This window comes from Halomonas sp. AOP13-D3-9 (assembly GCF_052379125.1).
Taxonomy (GTDB): domain Bacteria; phylum Pseudomonadota; class Gammaproteobacteria; order Pseudomonadales; family Halomonadaceae; genus Vreelandella.
In genome coordinates this window covers 152,966-170,115 of record NZ_JBQSYH010000003.1, presented here as the reverse complement: position 1 = coordinate 170,115, position 17,150 = coordinate 152,966, and the positions used below count along the sequence as shown (strand labels likewise).

13 protein-coding genes are annotated in these 17,150 nt (G+C 55.9%); 8 read left to right on the top strand and 5 right to left on the bottom strand.

Annotation, left to right across the window (positions count from 1 at the left end; genetic code table 11):
• The first annotated feature begins 98 nt into the window (after window positions 1–98).
• Genes tsaB through ACT3UM_RS04530 form a run of 3 tightly spaced genes read left to right on the top strand, consistent with a single transcriptional unit; the run spans window position 99 to window position 2,695 of the window.
• Entirely contained in the window at window positions 99–797 is a 699-nt protein-coding gene (gene tsaB, locus ACT3UM_RS04540) for a tRNA (adenosine(37)-N6)-threonylcarbamoyltransferase complex dimerization subunit type 1 TsaB (protein ID WP_498896504.1), read from the top strand.
• On the top strand, window positions 794–1,537 hold the full coding sequence (locus ACT3UM_RS04535) for a class I SAM-dependent methyltransferase (RefSeq protein ID WP_498896502.1): 744 nt from the start codon (window positions 794–796) through the stop codon (window positions 1,535–1,537). The genes tsaB and ACT3UM_RS04535 overlap by 4 nt, the downstream gene beginning before the upstream one ends.
• A 36-nt stretch (window positions 1,538–1,573) precedes the next feature.
• On the top strand, window positions 1,574–2,695 hold the full coding sequence (locus ACT3UM_RS04530) for a phospholipase D-like domain-containing protein (RefSeq protein ID WP_498896500.1): 1,122 nt from the start codon (window positions 1,574–1,576) through the stop codon (window positions 2,693–2,695).
• A 19-nt stretch (window positions 2,696–2,714) separates the two neighbouring features.
• Here the strand turns inward: ACT3UM_RS04530 and ACT3UM_RS04525 are convergent, their stop codons facing one another.
• On the bottom strand, window positions 2,715–3,374 hold the full coding sequence (locus ACT3UM_RS04525; RefSeq protein WP_498896707.1) for a YecA/YgfB family protein: 660 nt from the start codon (window positions 3,372–3,374) through the stop codon (window positions 2,715–2,717).
• Between the two features lie 63 nt (window positions 3,375–3,437).
• Between ACT3UM_RS04525 and ACT3UM_RS04520 the strand changes: the two genes are divergently transcribed.
• The 3 genes from ACT3UM_RS04520 (at window position 3,438) to ACT3UM_RS04510 (ending at window position 7,060) form a co-directional block, all read left to right on the top strand.
• The gene (locus tag ACT3UM_RS04520) at window positions 3,438–3,986 is read left to right on the top strand and encodes a SprT family zinc-dependent metalloprotease (RefSeq protein ID WP_498896498.1); all 549 of its coding nucleotides are present in this window, start codon (window positions 3,438–3,440) and stop codon (window positions 3,984–3,986) included.
• A gap of 193 nt (window positions 3,987–4,179) precedes the next feature.
• Complete coding sequence (acs, locus tag ACT3UM_RS04515) at window positions 4,180–6,129, top strand: acetate--CoA ligase (protein WP_498896496.1); 1,950 nt, start codon at window positions 4,180–4,182, stop codon at window positions 6,127–6,129.
• Window positions 6,130–6,397: 268 nt separating this feature from the next.
• Complete coding sequence (locus tag ACT3UM_RS04510; RefSeq protein WP_007113812.1) at window positions 6,398–7,060, top strand: response regulator; 663 nt, start codon at window positions 6,398–6,400, stop codon at window positions 7,058–7,060.
• Between the two features lie 45 nt (window positions 7,061–7,105).
• Here the strand turns inward: ACT3UM_RS04510 and ACT3UM_RS04505 are convergent, their stop codons facing one another.
• From ACT3UM_RS04505 to ACT3UM_RS04490, 4 genes are all read right to left on the bottom strand, one after another.
• Entirely contained in the window at window positions 7,106–11,047 is a 3,942-nt protein-coding gene (locus ACT3UM_RS04505; RefSeq protein WP_498896493.1) for a hybrid sensor histidine kinase/response regulator, read from the bottom strand.
• A gap of 126 nt (window positions 11,048–11,173) precedes the next feature.
• Window positions 11,174–11,695: a hypothetical protein gene (locus tag ACT3UM_RS04500; RefSeq protein ID WP_498896491.1), complete on the bottom strand. Its 522-nt coding sequence runs from the start codon at window positions 11,693–11,695 to the stop codon at window positions 11,174–11,176.
• Between the two features lie 120 nt (window positions 11,696–11,815).
• The gene (locus ACT3UM_RS04495; protein ID WP_498896489.1) at window positions 11,816–13,597 is read right to left on the bottom strand and encodes a sodium:solute symporter family protein; all 1,782 of its coding nucleotides are present in this window, start codon (window positions 13,595–13,597) and stop codon (window positions 11,816–11,818) included.
• 6 nt (window positions 13,598–13,603) lie between these two features.
• Window positions 13,604–13,864, bottom strand: coding sequence for a DUF4212 domain-containing protein (locus ACT3UM_RS04490; RefSeq protein WP_498896487.1), 261 nt, complete (start codon window positions 13,862–13,864; stop codon window positions 13,604–13,606).
• A 710-nt stretch (window positions 13,865–14,574) separates the two neighbouring features.
• On the opposite strand from ACT3UM_RS04490, the gene ACT3UM_RS04485 reads away from it, so the two are divergent.
• Together ACT3UM_RS04485 and ACT3UM_RS04480 are read left to right on the top strand one after the other, a co-directional pair.
• Window positions 14,575–16,419 (top strand): DUF294 nucleotidyltransferase-like domain-containing protein, encoded by a 1,845-nt coding sequence (locus ACT3UM_RS04485; RefSeq protein ID WP_498896485.1) that lies wholly within the window; start codon window positions 14,575–14,577, stop codon window positions 16,417–16,419.
• Window positions 16,420–16,424: 5 nt separating this feature from the next.
• On the top strand, window positions 16,425–17,078 hold the full coding sequence (locus ACT3UM_RS04480) for a 3'-5' exonuclease family protein (RefSeq protein WP_498896705.1): 654 nt from the start codon (window positions 16,425–16,427) through the stop codon (window positions 17,076–17,078).
• The last annotated feature ends 72 nt before the right edge of the window (window positions 17,079–17,150 follow it).

Here is a 17,150-nt window from a genome sequence, read left to right as displayed (position 1 = left end):
TTTTCGCCTTTGCCGATGGCCCGCATTAAGCGGGCCATCGTCGTGTTAGCGTGACAAAGGTATAATGCCGCAATCTTTCTTTCGAGTGGCCATTTGCTATGCCGTTACACCTGCTTGCCCTGGACGCCTCTTCAAGCGCCTGCTCTGCAGCCTTGCTGCGCCAAGACGACGCGGGCACCGAGTGCCTGGCGCGCTTTGAGATGACACCCCGTGCGCACACTCGTCGGCTGCTGCCGATGGTGGATGAAGTGCTGGCCGACGCACAGCTAACGCCCTCCCAGCTTGACGCTGTGGCCTTTGGTCGAGGCCCTGGATCGTTTACCGGCCTGCGTATAGCGGCGGGAGCCGCTCAAGGGCTGGCGTTTGGCCTCGACTGCCCATTGTTGGGAGTGTCTACCTTGGAAGCGTTAGCGCTGCAGGCCCACCGGCGCTATCACCTACGCCACGTAGTGACTGCCTTAGACGCCCGAATGGGCGAGGTATACGCTGCAACGTGGCACTGCCTTAAAGATACCATTACGCCGATGAGTGCGGAGGCGGTGCTCGCCCCTGAGGCGCTGCGCCTGCCGGGCGATGAAACCGACTGGGTCGGTGTGGGCAGTGGCTTTACGCTGTGGGAACGCTTCACTGTCGACGTACAGCTCAGCATGCCCCAACATTTGGATGATTTAGAGCCCCGCGCCGAAGAGATGGCGTGGCTGGCGGCGCGTGATTTTGCCGCTGGGCTGGGGCAAGCCGCGCATCTGGTTCAGCCGGTTTATCTGCGCAACGACGTGGCCTGGAAAAAGCCTGCATGAGTTTTGTAGAACGCTATGTTGAGAGCCTCGTTGAGAACGACGTTGAAGGCATTGTTCTACCAGACGACCTGCGTTTAGAGCAGCGCGATCAAGGGTTAGTGCTGATCGGTGATGAGAAGCGCTACGGCAAGCCACTCAGCGTTGATTTTGCGGCGGGCAAAGCGGCTCATCGGCGCCGCTTCGGCGGTGGCCGTGGCCAGCTAATTGCTAAGGCCTGTGGGCTTGCCAAGGGAGTGACGCCCAGTATCGTTGATGCAACGGCAGGGCTGGGGCGTGATGCCTTTGTATTGGCCAGCCTAGGCGCCCAGGTGTTGTTAATTGAGAGAGTCGCGGCGATTGCGGCGCTGTTGAAGGATGGCTTGAAGCGTGCCTACAGACATAGCGATACGGCGGATATTGCCGCCCGCATGACGCTGCGTCACGGCGATGCCGCTCAAACCTTGGCGGAGCTTGTCGCCAGTGCTGACTTTACGCCGCAGGTGATACATCTGGATCCGATGTTTCCCCATCGTGAAAAATCGGCGCTGGTGAAAAAAGAGATGCGCCTGTTTCGCGAGTTGGCCGGTGATGACGACGATGCCCCACGCCTGCTGGAAGCGGCGCTGGATGTGGCGACGCATCGCGTGGTGGTAAAGCGCCCCCGTAAAGCGCCGCCTATTGCGGGTCCAGCACCGCAGCATACCCTTGAGGGTAAAACCAGCCGTTATGATTTGTATGTCCATCGTTCATTAGTGCGTTAATCGGCTCGCTTATTAGCGCTAACGCAAGGAGCATCCATGCAGAACGCGTGGCGAGAAGGTAATCGATTTACGTTGCTACCGGAGGCCACACGCTTTCTACCCGCTATGTTTGAAGCGGTGCATGCCGCGCGGCACTATGTGTTGGTAGAGCTCTACTTGATGGAGTCGGGGGAGCTGGCAGAGCAAGTCAGCGATGTGCTGATGGAGGCTGCCCAGCGCGGGGTCTGCGTCTGCTTGCTGCTGGATGGCTATGGCGCGATGGGTCTCTCCAGCGCTGATCGTCTAAAGCTGCTGCACGGCGGCGTGCAATTGCGCTTTTTTAACCCCATTGGTTTTCACTCTTTAGCGCGTAACCTGAGCCGTGATCACCGTAAAATAGTGGTTATCGATGGTGAGCTTGCGTTTACCGGCGGCTTTGGCGCGGTGGATGAGTTTCTCAACGCCTGGTACGAAATTGCGCTGCGTATTGAAGGCCCGGTGGTGGCCGATTGGGAGCTGCTGTTTCGTCGCCTGTGGCACTCGCGGCTGACCCGCGGGGAGAAGGGCGATGGCCGGGCGGTGGCTCTCCCAGAGCGCCGCGAGCCTAAAGCGCTGGCCAATGGCGTGCCGGGGCGGGCAATGTCAGCCCGTGGCTACCGTTATCAAGCAATTCGCCACTCGCTGCACCTCCGTGTCAGCCAGGTCGAGCAGCGTCTCTGGCTGTGTACGCCCTATTTTGTGCCCACCTTTGCCCTGCGTCGACGCTTGATTAAGGCGGCTCGTCGCGGGATTGACGTGCGTTTATTGCTGCCGGGGGCCAAGCATGACCATCCCAGTGTGCGTTTTGCCGGGCAGCGCTTTTATCACACCATGCTCAAGGCTGGGGTGCGCATTTTTGAGTTTCAGCCGACCTTTATCCACGCCAAGTTTGTGCTTGCCGATGAGTGGGTGAGCATCGGTTCGTGTAATTTTGACCACTGGAATTTGCACTGGAATCTAGAAGCCAACCAAGAGGCGAAGGATCCGCAGCTCGCAGCCGACGTACGCGAGCTGTTTGAGCGTAACTTTGCCGCCAGCGAGGAGGTAGACGCCGCGGCTTGGGCGGCTCGGCCATGGGGCCAGCGCGCCCGTGAGTGGCTCTATGGCGTGCTGGATGCCATCGTGACGCGGCTTAAGTAACGTTGCTCTAAAAAAGTGCCTAGCGCTTTTTACCTTTTGCCGGCGTTTTTTTACGCGGTTTGGGTTTGGGGGTTTCCGGCGGTACGCGGTAGTGCAGGTAAAGATCCAACACCAGTTCCGGCAACTGCACCACCAGCGACTCTTGGCGCGTTTGATCTTTCGCCAGCTCGGCCATATCCGGCTCGTCGTCGAATAGACCAGAGAGCAGCATAAATGGCAGCAGCAGCGTGGCGGCGGCCTCTTCATCGTCCTGGAACCATGCGCTCTCGTCGCTGAAGACGCCCTCCATAAAGCCTGCACACCAATCGCCAATGGGGGTGTCTTCGGCGGATTCACCGCCTAGCGTTAGCTCAAAGGGGAGTTCCGGTAAGCCGCCTTGCTCGAGTACTGCCACCGCGTTATCACGCAGCAGCGTGAGCAGGGAGATAATCTCATCACGCTCGCTATCATCGGCATAGCGTGGCTCGCCCTGAAACAACTCCGCCAGCCACTGGGTAGGCGGCACTTCGCTAGGCGCCACCGCAAGCGCCACTAAAAAGCCATGGGCGGAGATCAGGTCAAGGGCGTCTTCATCGACTTGATCAGAGTCGAGGAAGTCGTCCAGTCTATCCAACTGCTCATCCTCAAGCAGTGGCTGCGGGGGCGTGTTGGTGTCGGGCGTGTCACTGCGCTCTGCCATGGGTAAAGCCTCATCTATACAATCGTTCATCAATGGTTATCTTTAACGGCTAGTTTATCACTAATGAAGACATTACCACTGCCCCCTTGGCCCGCCGCTGATTTGGCCGCCATGTCGGAAACAGCGTTACACCGGGCCGCGCGGACGCGCGTCGAACAGGCGTGGCAGCGCTGCTGTGAAGTGAGCCCTGCGCTGCCAGCGCCCAAAGTGTGGTTTAACCTACGCGGCGCGTCGGCTGGTCAGGCCCACCTGGGGCATGGTGGCTTACGCTTAAACCCGGTGCTGCTGAATGAAAACCGCGTAGCGTTTTTTGACGAGGTGATTCCCCATGAAATGGCCCACTGGTTGGTGTTCCATTTGGACAATGGCCCGCGCCTGAAACCCCACGGCCGCGAGTGGAAAACGGTAATGCGCGATCTGTTCGGCCTAGTGCCCAGCGTGACTCACCGGTTTGACATTAAGCAGGCGCAGTCCGCACCTTATCGTTACCAGTGTGATTGCCGCTTTCATCAATTTACCCCGCGGCGTCATGCTTTAGTGGTAAATGGGCGTCGCTACCGCTGTCGACACTGCGCTAAGACCTTGGTCTACAGGCCTGAAGTTGTCTCGTGAGTCGAGTATAAATGTTTGTTTTTTAAATAAAAAATGATAATACCAATGTCTAAAGGGAAGCCCGCGCGAGGAGGTTTATGCTAGGGGAACATTAATGGCAGTCGATACACCCGATAATGGCCAATAAGCCCATAAATAACCGTATCGACTACAATTTCTTAGAGAGTGCATTTTCACGGACAGAGGCAATTTTATGAGCGATCAACAGAACGTCTATCCGGTGCGCGACGATTTCGCCGCCAATGCCTGGGCCGATAAAGCCAAATATGAGGCTATGTATCAGCAGTCGATGGACGACCCGGAAGGCTTCTGGGCTGAGCAGGCCAAGCGTCTGGACTGGATTAAAGCGCCCACTAAAATCAAAAACACCTCCTTTGCGCGTGACAATGTCGATATTCGCTGGTTTGAGGATGGCCTGCTTAACGTCAGCGCCAACTGTCTTGACCGCCATCTGGACAAGCGCGGCGATCAAACGGCGATTATTTGGGAAGGCGACAATCCCGATGACTCCAAACACATTACTTACCGTGAGTTGTACGCACGTACAAATCAGTTGGCCAACGCGCTGAAAGAATTGGGCATCGGTAAAGGCGATACCGTTACGCTGTATATGCCGATGATTCCCGAGGCAGCCATGGCGATGCTTGCCTGTGCGCGTATCGGGGCCGTTCACTCGGTTGTCTTTGGCGGCTTCTCGCCGGACGCCGTTGCCCAGCGTGTTATCGGCGCCGACTCCAAACTAGTGATTACCGCCGATGAGTCGGTGCGCGGTGGCAAGCATGTACCGCTGAAAGAGAACGTGGACGCCGCGCTAACCCGCGAAGGCACCGACGTGTGCAAAAACGTTCTGGTGGTGAAGCGCACCGGCGGTGAGATTGAGTGGAAAGATGGCCGCGATGTCTGGTTTGACGAGCTGGTCGACAAGCAGTCCAGCGAGTGTGAAGCCGAAGCCATGGGCGCCGAAGACCCGTTGTTTATTCTCTACACCTCTGGCTCTACCGGTGCGCCTAAAGGCCTGAAGCACACCACCGGCGGCTACCTGACTTACGCTGCCATGACTCACCAGTACGTGTTCGACTATCAAGAGGGTGAGATTTACTGGTGTACCGCGGATGTTGGCTGGGTCACCGGGCATAGCTATATTGTTTATGGCCCCTTGGCGAACGGCGCGACCACCTTGATGTTTGAAGGCGTTCCCAGCTATCCGACCCATGGCCGACTGGGCGATATCGTTGATAAGCACAACGTTAATATTCTCTATACTGCGCCCACCGCTGTACGAGCATTGATGGCTCATGGCGATAACGTCATGGATTCGAGCAAGCGAGATAGCCTGCGTCTGCTAGGCTCCGTGGGCGAGCCGATTAACCCGGAAGCCTGGGAGTGGTTCTACCGCGTTATCGGCAACGAAAAATGCCCGATTGTGGATACCTGGTGGCAAACTGAAACTGGCGGCATCATGATTGCGCCGCTGCCGGGCGCTACGCCGCTTAAACCGGGTTCTGCGACGGTTCCTTTCTTTGGTGTGAAGCCTGCTCTGGTGGATAACGAAGGCAATATCCTGGAAGGTGCCACTGAAGGTAATCTGGTGCTTCTTGACGCCTGGCCGGGGCAGGCGCGCTCTATTTGGGGTGATCACGAACGCTATACTCAGACCTACTTCTCGACCTACGACGGTATGTACTTCACCGGTGACGGCTGTCGTCGCGATGAGGATGGTTACTACTGGATCACTGGCCGTGTGGATGATGTTCTGAACGTGTCCGGTCACCGCATGGGTACCGCCGAAATAGAGTCCTCGCTGGTGGCGCACAGTGCTGTTGCTGAGGCAGCCGTTGTTGGCTTCCCGCACGATATTAAGGGACAAGGCATCTATATCTATGTCACCCTGAACGACGGTATTGAGGAATCCGACGAGCTCAAAAAAGAGCTGACCCAGTGGGTACGCAAAGATATTGGCCCGATTGCCTCGCCGGATGTCATTCAGTGGGCGCCAGGTTTGCCGAAAACCCGCTCGGGTAAAATCATGCGTCGTATTCTGCGCAAGATTGCCGCTAACGAGTGTGATGGCTTGGGCGATACCAGTACGCTGGCGGATCCGTCTGTGGTCGATGAGCTGATTGAGCATCGCGTCAATCAATAGTGGCGACATCGATCTAGGCTGTTTAGCCGCAAAGGCCCTTGAAAAAGCCGTGCCGACCCGAGTAGGTCGGCACGGCTGTGTTTATAGATACGTGTTTATAAATATGCGTTTATAGACACGCGTTTTATTTGTATGAACTATCTATTATAAATTGTGCATGTGATGCTTGGGCATGATGAAGCCCATGGGGTACCATGCTTCACAACCGTAAGAGCCTAGCGTCGCGGCGGCAGACAACCCCGCTGCTCGAGGAACCGGAGGAATATCCATGGCAGTAGCTCATAAGTTTATCGTCGCTGACGATCACCCGCTGTTTCGTGCAGCGCTGACCCAAGCGTTACGCCAGTTGGCCCCCCAGGCGGAAATTGTCGAAGCGGATACCATGGAAGCCACCACTGACGTGGTGAATCGCCATCCTGATGCCGACTTGATTCTGCTCGATCTGCATATGCCGGGAGCCCACGGCTTCTCGGGCTTGATCCAACTGCGTGGTCAAATGCCCGATATTCCCGTGGCGGTAGTATCAGGCAGCGATGAGCCCTATGTGGTCCGTCGTGCTATTGACTACGGCGCGTCGGGTTTTATCCCTAAATCATCGTCGCTACAACTAATTGCTGAGGCCGTAGGTGAAATCCTGCAGGGCGAAGTGTGGTTGCCAGAGGCGTTGGCCAACGTGCTGGAAGAGACTAGCGAAGAGGAGTCGCGCTTTGCTGAGGCGATTGCATCGCTAACGCCCCAGCAGTTCCGCGTTTTGAATATGCTCACCGAAGGCCTGCTGAATAAACAGATCGCTTATGAACTGAGCGTCTCTGAAGCGACCATAAAGGCTCACGTGACCGCGATTCTACGCAAGCTGGGCGTTCACTCCCGCACCCAGGCAGTGATTGCTGCCCAGAAGCTGGAAGTCGAACCGCCAAAAGTGGTTTCGTAAGGACGTCCTTTATTCACCGCTTGATAAAACCACCATCTGCGGCGCTTAACGCGCCGCGCGATTGGCCTGTAAAGTGCGCGTCAGTAGCGCCCGCAGTGCCGCTGGTTTAACGGGCTTGAGCAGCAGTTGGTAGCCCGCGCGCTTAATCTCTTCAGCCACTGCTTCGGTACGGTCAGCGGTAATCACAATCCCCGGTACCGCCCCCTCAAAACGCTCGCTGAGCGCTTCTAACGCCATTAATCCGGTGACTTCGTTATCCAGGTGATAGTCCGCCAGAATAGCGTCCGGGTCACCATCCATATTGCGCAGGATCGATTTAGCCCCGCCGATACTGGTGGCGGTAAATACCTCGCAGCCCCAACCGCTCAGCATGGCGGTCATGCCTTCCAAAATCAGTGTCTCGTTGTCGATACACACAATTCGCGTACCGCTCAGCTTATGGCTGCCCCGTCGGCCCTGGGGCTCGAGCTCGGCGCTGCTCGCCTCACTGGCGGTCACAATCGGCACACTCACCGAGAAAACAGCGCCTTTGCCTACCGTCGAACGTACTTTAATGGGGTGGTCCAGCACCCGGCTCATACGGTCGGCAATCGACAGCCCCAGCCCCAGGCCTTTTTCACTCTCTTTATGGCGGGAGACCTGATCCAAGCGGCGGAATTCCTGGAAAATCTCAGTCAGTTTGGATTCGGGAATGCCCGGGCCACTGTCCCACACTTCAATGGACAGCCAGCCATTTTGGCGGCGACAGCCCAGCAGTACGCGCCCCTCTTGGGTATAGCGAATGGCGTTGGAGAGGAAGTTCTGCACAATGCGGCGCAGCATCTGGGGATCTGAGTCGACCCAAAGCTGGGTGGGTACCACTTCTAAATCCAGTCCCCGATCATCCGCCATCACCTCAAACTCGGCGCGTAGCGGGCGAATGATATCCGCCAGGGCAAAGTGACTGCGCCGCGGCGTTAAGGCACCTGCGTCCAGCTTGGAGATATCCAGCAGGGTGCTCAGCAGCTCCTCGGCGGCCTGTAGCGAGTTATCGATATGGCCCACGATGCGCTGGGTATCGGTGGTGGTCACGTTCTGCATCAGCGCGGAGGTAAATAGCCGTGCGGCGTTGAGCGGCTGCAGCAGGTCGTGGCTTGCGGCGGCCAAAAAGCGCGTCTTAGAGGCGTTGGCATCCTCTGCCAATTGCTTGGCTTGGCGCAGGGCGAGCTCTGCTTCAGCACGCACCCGGTTCTCTTGGCGCAGCGCCGCGTTGGCTTCAGAGAGTGCCTGGGTGCGTTCGCGTACCCGCTCTTCCAGGGTTTCGTTGGTCTCTTTAAGGGCAATCTCCGCCTGGCGGCGTTCGGTAATATCTTGATAAAGAGCAAAGAAACCCAGAATCGCCTGGCTATCACCAAAGTGCGGTGTGTAAGTGACCAGCATATAGCGCATGGCCTCATTCACTCGCAGTGAGACCTCAAAACTCACCCGCTCGCCTTTTAAGGCGCGCGCGACCCATGGCACGCGCTCTTCCGCCTGCTTTACCTGCAGCACGTCTTCAAAGCGGCGGCCAATCACCGCATTGCGGTCAATATTGAACACTTGCTCGTAAGCGCGGTTAGTAAATAGGTAGCGGCACTCTTTGTCGAAGTAGGCAATCAGCGCGGGCACGTTGTCGGTGTAGATACGGATATTGTTTTCTGAACGGATCAGCGCCTCTTCGATCCGCTTTTGCTGGGTAATATCCTGATAGGTATACACAAAGCCGCCGCCGGGCATGGGGTTGCCCTGGACTTCCAGCACGCTGCCATCCTGGCGGTAGCGCACGTAGCGGTGGGGTTGGCCTTCGCGAATATTGTCGAGTAGTAGTTGCACATGCTCTTCCGGGTCTCCGGGGCCATACTCGCCGTTGTGGGCGTTGTAGCGGAAGATACGGTCGATGGGAGCGCCAACGCGAATCAAGTGGTCAGGGAAGCGGAATAGCTCCAGATAGCGCTGGTTCCACACTACCAGGCGCAGGTTCTGATCAACCACGCTGATGCCCTGGTTAATATTTTCGATAGTGGCCTGCAACAGAGCCCGGTTGAATTCCAATACCTGGGAGGCTTCATCGACAATCGAGATCACATCCGAGATGCCGATGCCGCGCCCTTGAAGCGCCGAGTTAACCACGATCCGCGCTGATGAAGCGCCCAGCACCGAGGCCAGGAAGCGTTCGGTGAACTGGATAATATCAATTGAGGCGCGGGTGCCGTTGTCGAGCGGCTTCCCTACCCGGCGGGCGTAGTCTTCAAAGGCGCGGTCTACCTGGCCAGCACCCAGGAAGCGCTCACAAAGCACTTTTAAGTCGCCCACCGTGGTGGCGCCGGTCCAGGGACGGTTAACCGAGGTTTGACGCGTCTCCACGCTGTCCACAAACAGCGAGGCCTGAATGCGCTCAACCACCCGCTGCGAAGTAACCTGGGATACAAAAATGTAGCAGAACAGGTTTACTCCCAGTGACAGCATTACGCCGTGGGTAAAGCTGTCACCCAAGTTGAGGCCAAATAGCGCTGTGGGTGATAGCCAGTTAAGCCCTAGGGGCCCACCGTCAAGCCAGCCGGTGGGCAGCACCCCGGCATTGACCATGGCCGGCATCAGCAGGCTATAGACCCAGATGGCAAAGCCAGCGTTCATGCCGACAATGACCCCGAGGCGATTACCGCGCTTCCAGTAAAGCCCCCCAATCACCGCCGGGGCAAACTGGGCAGCGGCGGCAAACGACAGCATGCCGATCGAGGCCAGCGAGGTGAACTCGGCAATCAGTTGGTAAAATCCATAGGCCATGGCCAATACGGCCACGATGGTCAACCGCCGCGCACGCAGTACTAAGCGGCCATAATCCCGCGCCTTGGTATCAAACCAGCGCAACCGGAACAGTGCCGGAATAACGATCTCGTTGGAGATCATGATCGACACCGCCACCGCGGCGACAATCACCATGCCGGTCGCGGCCGAGAAACCGCCGATAAAGGTAAGCAGAGTCAGCCACTGATGGCCAGAAGCCATGGAGAGCGCCAGTACGTAAGTATCGGGCTCTACGCCGCTTTCGGAAAACAGCAGCAGCCCAGCGGCGGCCAGTGGTACCACAAAGAAGGCAATGGCCAGCAGGTAGAGCGGGAACAGCCAGCGCGCTTTGGTAGCGTCGTCAGGGTGAATGTTTTCCACCACTGCCACATGGAACTGGCGGGGCAGACACAGAATAGCCAGCATGGCGAGCAGCGTTTGCGCCCAGAAGCTCTGGCCAAAATCCTGGTTGGCTAACTGGCGCTGGAGTTCGAGCTGGCTTTCAGCGTGCCCCATCAGCTCACCCAGGCCATCAAACATACCCCAGGTGACAAAGGCGCCGAGTATTACGAAGGCCAGCAGCTTGACCAACGATTCAAACGCTACGGCGTGGATTAAACCTTCATGGTGTTCGGTGGCATCGGTATGCCGGGTGCCGAAGAGAATCGCAAAAATCGCCATCACAATGGCCACATAGAAGGCCGTATCACCAAACAGCGGCGTATGGGTGACATCGGAGGCGTCGGTGAGCACGCTAAAGGTGGTGGAAACCGCTTTTAGCTGTAGCGCGATGTAGGGCAGGGTGCCGACAAGGGCCACCAAGCTGGCAAAGGCGGCTAATGACTGGGTTTTACCGTAACGGGAGGCGATAAAGTCAGCAATCGACGTGACGTTCTGGTGCTTGGCAACGCGAATCATCTTGGCCAACACTGGCCAAAACAGCAAAAACGTCAGGATAGGGCCAACGAAGATGCTCGCAAATGACCAGCCTGCGGTCGCTGCCTGGCCGACCGCGCCATAAAAGGTCCATGAAGTGCAGTAAATGGCCAGCGCTAAGCTATAGATGATCGGGCGCCGACGGGTGGCGCCGTGGGTGCGTGCACGGCGATCACCGTACCAAGCGATGCCGAATAGAACGGCAATATAGAGTAGCGAAACCGCTACCAGTAGCCCGCCGTGAAACATGCCTTTCTCCCCGCCAGAGTGTGCGACCCACTCAACATATGCTAATAAAAAGGCTTCATTCTAGGCGAAATGGAGGGGTCTGTACGACCATTCCCTCGGCTTGTTTATACTACGGGCTGTATTTGTTTATTTATTTGACGCTGGGCAAACGTTGTTGAGTAGTGGTGAGGTTTCGCGCAGCGTGCGAATCTTTTCCAGAATAGGCTCGCGGGAGTCTTGATCCAGCGGCACTAGCTCACGGTTATCACAGTTGAGCAGATAGGGTTGGGTGATCAAAATATCGGTGTGATGACGCTCAAACTGATACAGGATAAATTCCGCCAAACGGGCGCCATCCTGCTCGCTCATGCGAATATTTTCACTATCGATCATGCTGAACTTGGTGGTCATGGGAATGGCAAAAGTCCATGGGCGCCATACCGCCGTGCCACTTTCGGTGGAAATGACCGTAGCGGTCTCGGGAAGCTGCGCCTTTTTGTGTTCAAACCAGCTGTACTCAACCTGTATTTGATAGGCCAACATGCCCAGCCCACCGCAGACCGGTACGATCCACTTGGGGAGTCGCTTACCGCTCAGTGTGCGAAGTATTAAGCCAATCCCTGCCGCCGCAAGGCCAGCAAAAACGGCGGCGATCAAATGCCAAATCATAAAATATCCTTTCCAAAAGCCGTCTATAAAAGCCATCGGGCCTCCCGAAGGAAGCCCGATGGTAAGGTCGATTCCTAAGCGATATCACGGCACTGCGATAACGCCAGGAAAGAGTATGACTTAGTGATCGATCGCCACACCAGCACCTTTTGGATAGCGAACGCTTTCCACCAGATCCTGAATTTCCTGTGGCGGTGCAGCGGTCACTCTGGAGACCGCAAAGGCAACGGCGAAGTTGATCATCGCGCCGACGGCACCGAAGGAGAGCGGCGAAATACCGAAGATCCAGTTATCCGGCGTGTTGGCCAGTGTGTTGGTGTCCGGAACGAAGAACCAGCCCAGGTAGGTGAAGATATACAGCAGGGTACAAATCAAGCCTGCCAGCATACCGGACACTGCGCCAGGGCTGTTCATCCGCTTGGAGAAGATACCCATCATCAGCGCAGGGAACAGTGATGCACCGGCGATACCAAAGGCCAATGCCACCGTTTGTGCCGCAAACCCTGGCGGATTAAGCCCCAGATAGGTGGCCAGTAGAATCGCGCCGCCCATGGAAATTCGCGCTGCTAACATTTCGCCTTTTTCGGAAATCTTCGGGTTGATCATGGTCTTGATCAAATCGTGACTGATCGCCGAAGAGATCGCCAGTAGCAAGCCTGCTGCGGTAGACAGCGCCGCGGCGATACCGCCTGCTGCGATCAAGCCAATGACCCAGCCGGGCAAGTTGGCAATTTCCGGGTTGGCGAGTACCAGGATATCGTTATTAACGGTTAGCTCGTTGCCTTCCCAGCCACGGTCAGAATAGTCGGTAGCATCGTTATACATCTGGATACGACCGTCATTGTTCAGGTCATTGAAGCTGATAAGACCTGTTTCTTCCCAGGTGCGGACCCAGCCTGGACGCTCTTCGTACAGAATCGGGTTTTGCGCAGCCTCTTCGTAGTTCTCAACCTGCCCCGCCATCTCCGGATACACGGTAGTCGCCAGGTTCAAGCGCGCCATAGAGCCTACCGCCGGTGCGGTCAGGTAGAGCAGGGCAATGAACACCAGCGCCCAACCAGCAGACCAACGCGCGTCGGCCACTTTCGGTACGGTGAAGAAGCGAATGATAACGTGGGGAAGACCGGCAGTACCGACCATCAGCGACAGGGTGAACAACACCATGTTGAGCTTGTTATCCACATCGGCCGTGTAGTCGCGGAAGCCCAGCGCATTGACAACGTCATCCAGTTTTTCTAGTAACGGAATACCGGATTCGGTGTGCGTGCTGAACATGCCGAACATTGGAATCGGATTGCCGGTCAGTTGGAAGGCAATAAACACCGCAGGAATGGTGTAAGCGATGATCAGAACAATGTATTGCGCCACCTGGGTGTAGGTGATGCCCTTCATGCCACCAAATACGGCGTAAAGGAATACGATCAACGCGGCTAGCCAGATACCCCAGGTGTTGCTGACTTCAAGGAAGCGCGAGAACGCAACGCCCGCACCGGTCATTTGGCCGATAACGTAGGTAACCGACGCCACAATTAAGCACACGATCGCAACGAGACGAGCGGTGTTGCTGTAGAAGCGGTCGCCAATGAAGTCGGGCACGGTGAACTTACCAAACTTACGCAGGTAAGGGGCTAATAGCATCGCGAGGATAACGTAGCCACCGGTCCAGCCCATCAGGAAGGTGGAGTTGGCGTAGCCACCAGAGGCCAGCAAACCCGCCATTGAGATAAACGATGCCGCTGACATCCAGTCAGCTGCGGTCGCCATCCCGTTGGTGATCGGGTGAACGCCGCCGCCCGCGACATAGAAGTCTTTCGTTGAGCCGGCGCGCGCCCAAATCGCAATGCCTATATACAAGGCAAAGGAGGCGCCGACGAACAGTAGGTTAATTGCAAACTGGCTCATACCGGCTTACTCCCCAAGGCCAAATTTTTTATCGAGCTTATTCATCTTCCAGGCGTAGAAGAAGATCAGCACGATAAACGTTAGGATTGAGCCCTGTTGTGCAAACCAGAAGCCAAGATCAGTGCCGCCAACCGGAATACCGGCGAGCAGTGGGCGAAACAGGATAGCGCATCCGTAAGAAACAAATGCCCAAACAGCTAGGCATCCGAAAATTAACCGGACGTTTGCTTTCCAGTATTCAGCAGCATTGGTTTTGTCGTCTGCCATTGTGTTGCTCTCCACTTGTGATTTTTAAGGTTGGGAAAGTTCACGAGGAATAGCGTGTGACCCATCAGGGCAATCGCACGTCTAAAGCCACTCAATCGTTAGGAGTGGTGAGTCAGTTCCTGTTGGCACGTCACCTTATTATTCGATATGAAATGTCGAGTTAGTTAGTGACGTGCGATTACCCTGCATGACTCATTGTTAATACTGGGCAATAAACGTCAAAAAATAAATCCCAGACTTTGGTATCAATAAACAGCGAAGTGGCTCTTTGCTAGCTGCATGTTGTTGAAATTGAGTGCTTTTAAACGCCCGTTAAGCGAATTTTGTAGGTGTTTGCAGGGCTATGGGACAATAGTCTAGTAAGCAAATAAATGCATTTATTGGCTACTTTAAATACATGTACTGCGTTTAATGGGCAGTGGCGGTTATTAACTATCGATACTTTGGTCGCGTATCAAAGGTCGCTTCGACCTTAGCGTGATAGCTAAAGGTATAACAAGGTTCTACTTGCTACTTGGGAAGTGAATCCTTTATACCCGTACAGCCACCTTCATATAATAATCGATAACTGCTTTCTGAAGCGTTGGAGTGGTTCAGTTTATGTGGATCAGCATCGAGTCACGATATTTATTTGTTTTTTCTTATGTCTGCTAGCTTGCCTTAAGGCAAAAACCGGTTAGTCGCAGCCCCGTTTAATGAGGTCAAACCCCATGGTTGATGTGGATCTATCCCAGCTGCCGTTTACGCTCCTTGACGATGAGGGGCGTGAGCACATTCGCCGTGGCATTGACCTTGCCTATTTTGATCGTGACGAAATCATTTTAGAGACGGGGCAAGCGGGTGAGTTTGTCTTTCTGATTCATAAAGGCGAAGTGGCGGAAATCGACCCCACGCTGCCCTCGGCTACCGCGCGTATTGGGCACTACACGGCGGGGGATCTGTTTGGCGCGATCAGTATTCTCAATGGTAAAAGCCGCTACCGCTTTAAAGCTGAGCAGGAGTGCCTGTGTTACTTACTGCCCAAAGCGCTGTTTCAGCAACTGTGTCGTCACTACCCTGACTTCAGTAATTTCTTTCGCCAGTCGCTGACCCATAAGGCGCGTCTGCTGACCGAAAAGCGCGCCGAAGGGGGTGTCACCATGGCGGGCTTTATGTTGGCCAAAGTGAGCGAGTGTATGCGAGAGCCGCTGCTAATGGCGGCGACGACCGATATAGCCAGCGCGGTCAAACAGCTCAACGCTAGCCACGCCGATAGCCTGCTGGTAGAGACCCAGGACACCCTGGGGATGGTGACCAAAACCGATCTGCTCAATGCCCTGGTGCTGCAGGGCAGCGCGGTAACATCGCCGGTGGATGAGATTGCCCATTTTAATTTGGTGACCGTCGCGCCGGATCAGTACTTATTTGAAGTATTGGTGTTGATGACCCGCCATAAAGTGGCAAGGGTGGTCGTGATGGAGCACAGCGCCTTGAAAGGCGTTGTTGAGCTCACTGACGTGCTTAGCTACTTCTCAAGCCGTAGCTATGTGGTGAGCTTGCAGGTGGAGCAGGCAGCCAGTTTGGAAGCGCTTGCGGTGGCCAGTCAGCGCACCCCTGAGCTGGTCAAAGCGCTGATGGCCCAGGGCGTTAAGCTGCGCTTTGCGATGGACCTGCTCGCCGCGCTGAACGGTCGTATCATGAGTAAAGCCTGGGAGTTCACCATTGATGAGCGCTATCACGGGCAGAGCTGCATGATGGTGATGGGCAGCGAAGGGCGCGGTGAACAGATCCTCAAAACGGATCAGGATAACGGCCTGATTCTGGCCGATGAAACCCAGTGGCCTGACCTTGCAAGCCATATGCAGACGCTCACCGATACGCTGATTCAGCTCGGCTATCCGCCGTGCCCCGGCAATATTATGGTGTCTAACCCCGAGTGGGTGGCCACGGTCACCCAATGGAAGGAGCGTATCGCAAAATGGGTTAGGGAGCGTGACGGCGATAGCCTGATGAAGCTGGCGATTATGCTTGATGCCCACGCCGTGGCAGGCAATCTCAGCTTGCTGGAGAGCGTCCGCGATGAGCTATTTGAACGCTGCTCGGGTGATGAGCTGCTACTCTCCTATTTCGCCCGCACAGCGCTGCGTTTCTCGACGCCGTTGACCCTGTTTGGCTCGTTGAAAAAGCCCCAGCACGGTATCGATATTAAGAAAGGCGGCATTTTCCCGATTGTTCACGGCGTGCGCACCATGGCGCTTGAGCGGCAGATAAAAGCCACCTCAACCTTTGATCGGTTGGATGCGCTGGCTGCCGACGGTCGCTTGGATCGTCGTTTTGCCGATGACTTGGGGGAAGCGTTGGCACTGTTTTCCGAACTACGCCTTAAACAGCAGCTAAGTACGGTGGAAACGTCTTCGGACACAAAAGAAGCTAACGCCCAGAGCAGCAATCGCGCTAATCGCGTTGTGGTGCAAAACCTTTCTTCCTTGGAGCGCGACCTATTGCGCGAAGCGATGCATATTGTCAAAGACTTTAAGCAGCGGCTTTCCCATCGTTATCATTTGGAGTATTCGTGAGCGGAATGCGGCTGTTAGATCGACACGTAGGGCTATTTAGCGGTTCATTGCGCACCTTGTTGCGCCGTGAAAGCGATCGTCGGCGCTGTGCTGATTCCCCCTATGAGTGGTTGTTTCAACCTTATATGGGCGAGGAGCTGGTAGCACTCGCATGTACGACAACGCCCACATTGTCATCGCCGGTGATCAGCTTGGCGGCGGTGGTGCTGAGCCAGCAGCAGGTACGAACCAGCCGTGCTTTTGTGATGACGTTAGGTAGCACGAAACAGCCCGAAAGTGCGACGCTGCGCCGTCATTATTTGCTATGTGAGGCAGGGGAGGTGCAGCCGCCAAGCAGCGATAACTTGAGCGCATTAGTGGAATTTATCGGCAATCGGCCCATTGTGGGCTGGCAGTTGGAGCAGCGCATTGTAGCGTTGAATAGACTACTGACTAAGCAGCTGAATTTTGCGCTACCCAATGCCCAGGTTGATGTGGCGAGACTGCATCAGCGCCAACTGCGGCGTTTGCATCCGGAGGTAGAAGCGCCCACCAGCTTCGCCCAGGCGCTGGCATGCTGGCAGGTGCCCGCCATGGGTGTGCAAAGCGTGCTTGGCGAGGCAACCGCCAGCGCACTTCTGTATATGCGCCTGCAGCGCGTTATGGCGGAGGTGGCATAGGAATGGGGGAAGCACTAGTGTTTGGGTCAGGCGGTGAGTGTTGTTAGAATGTGGCAATATTTCCTCTTTTAG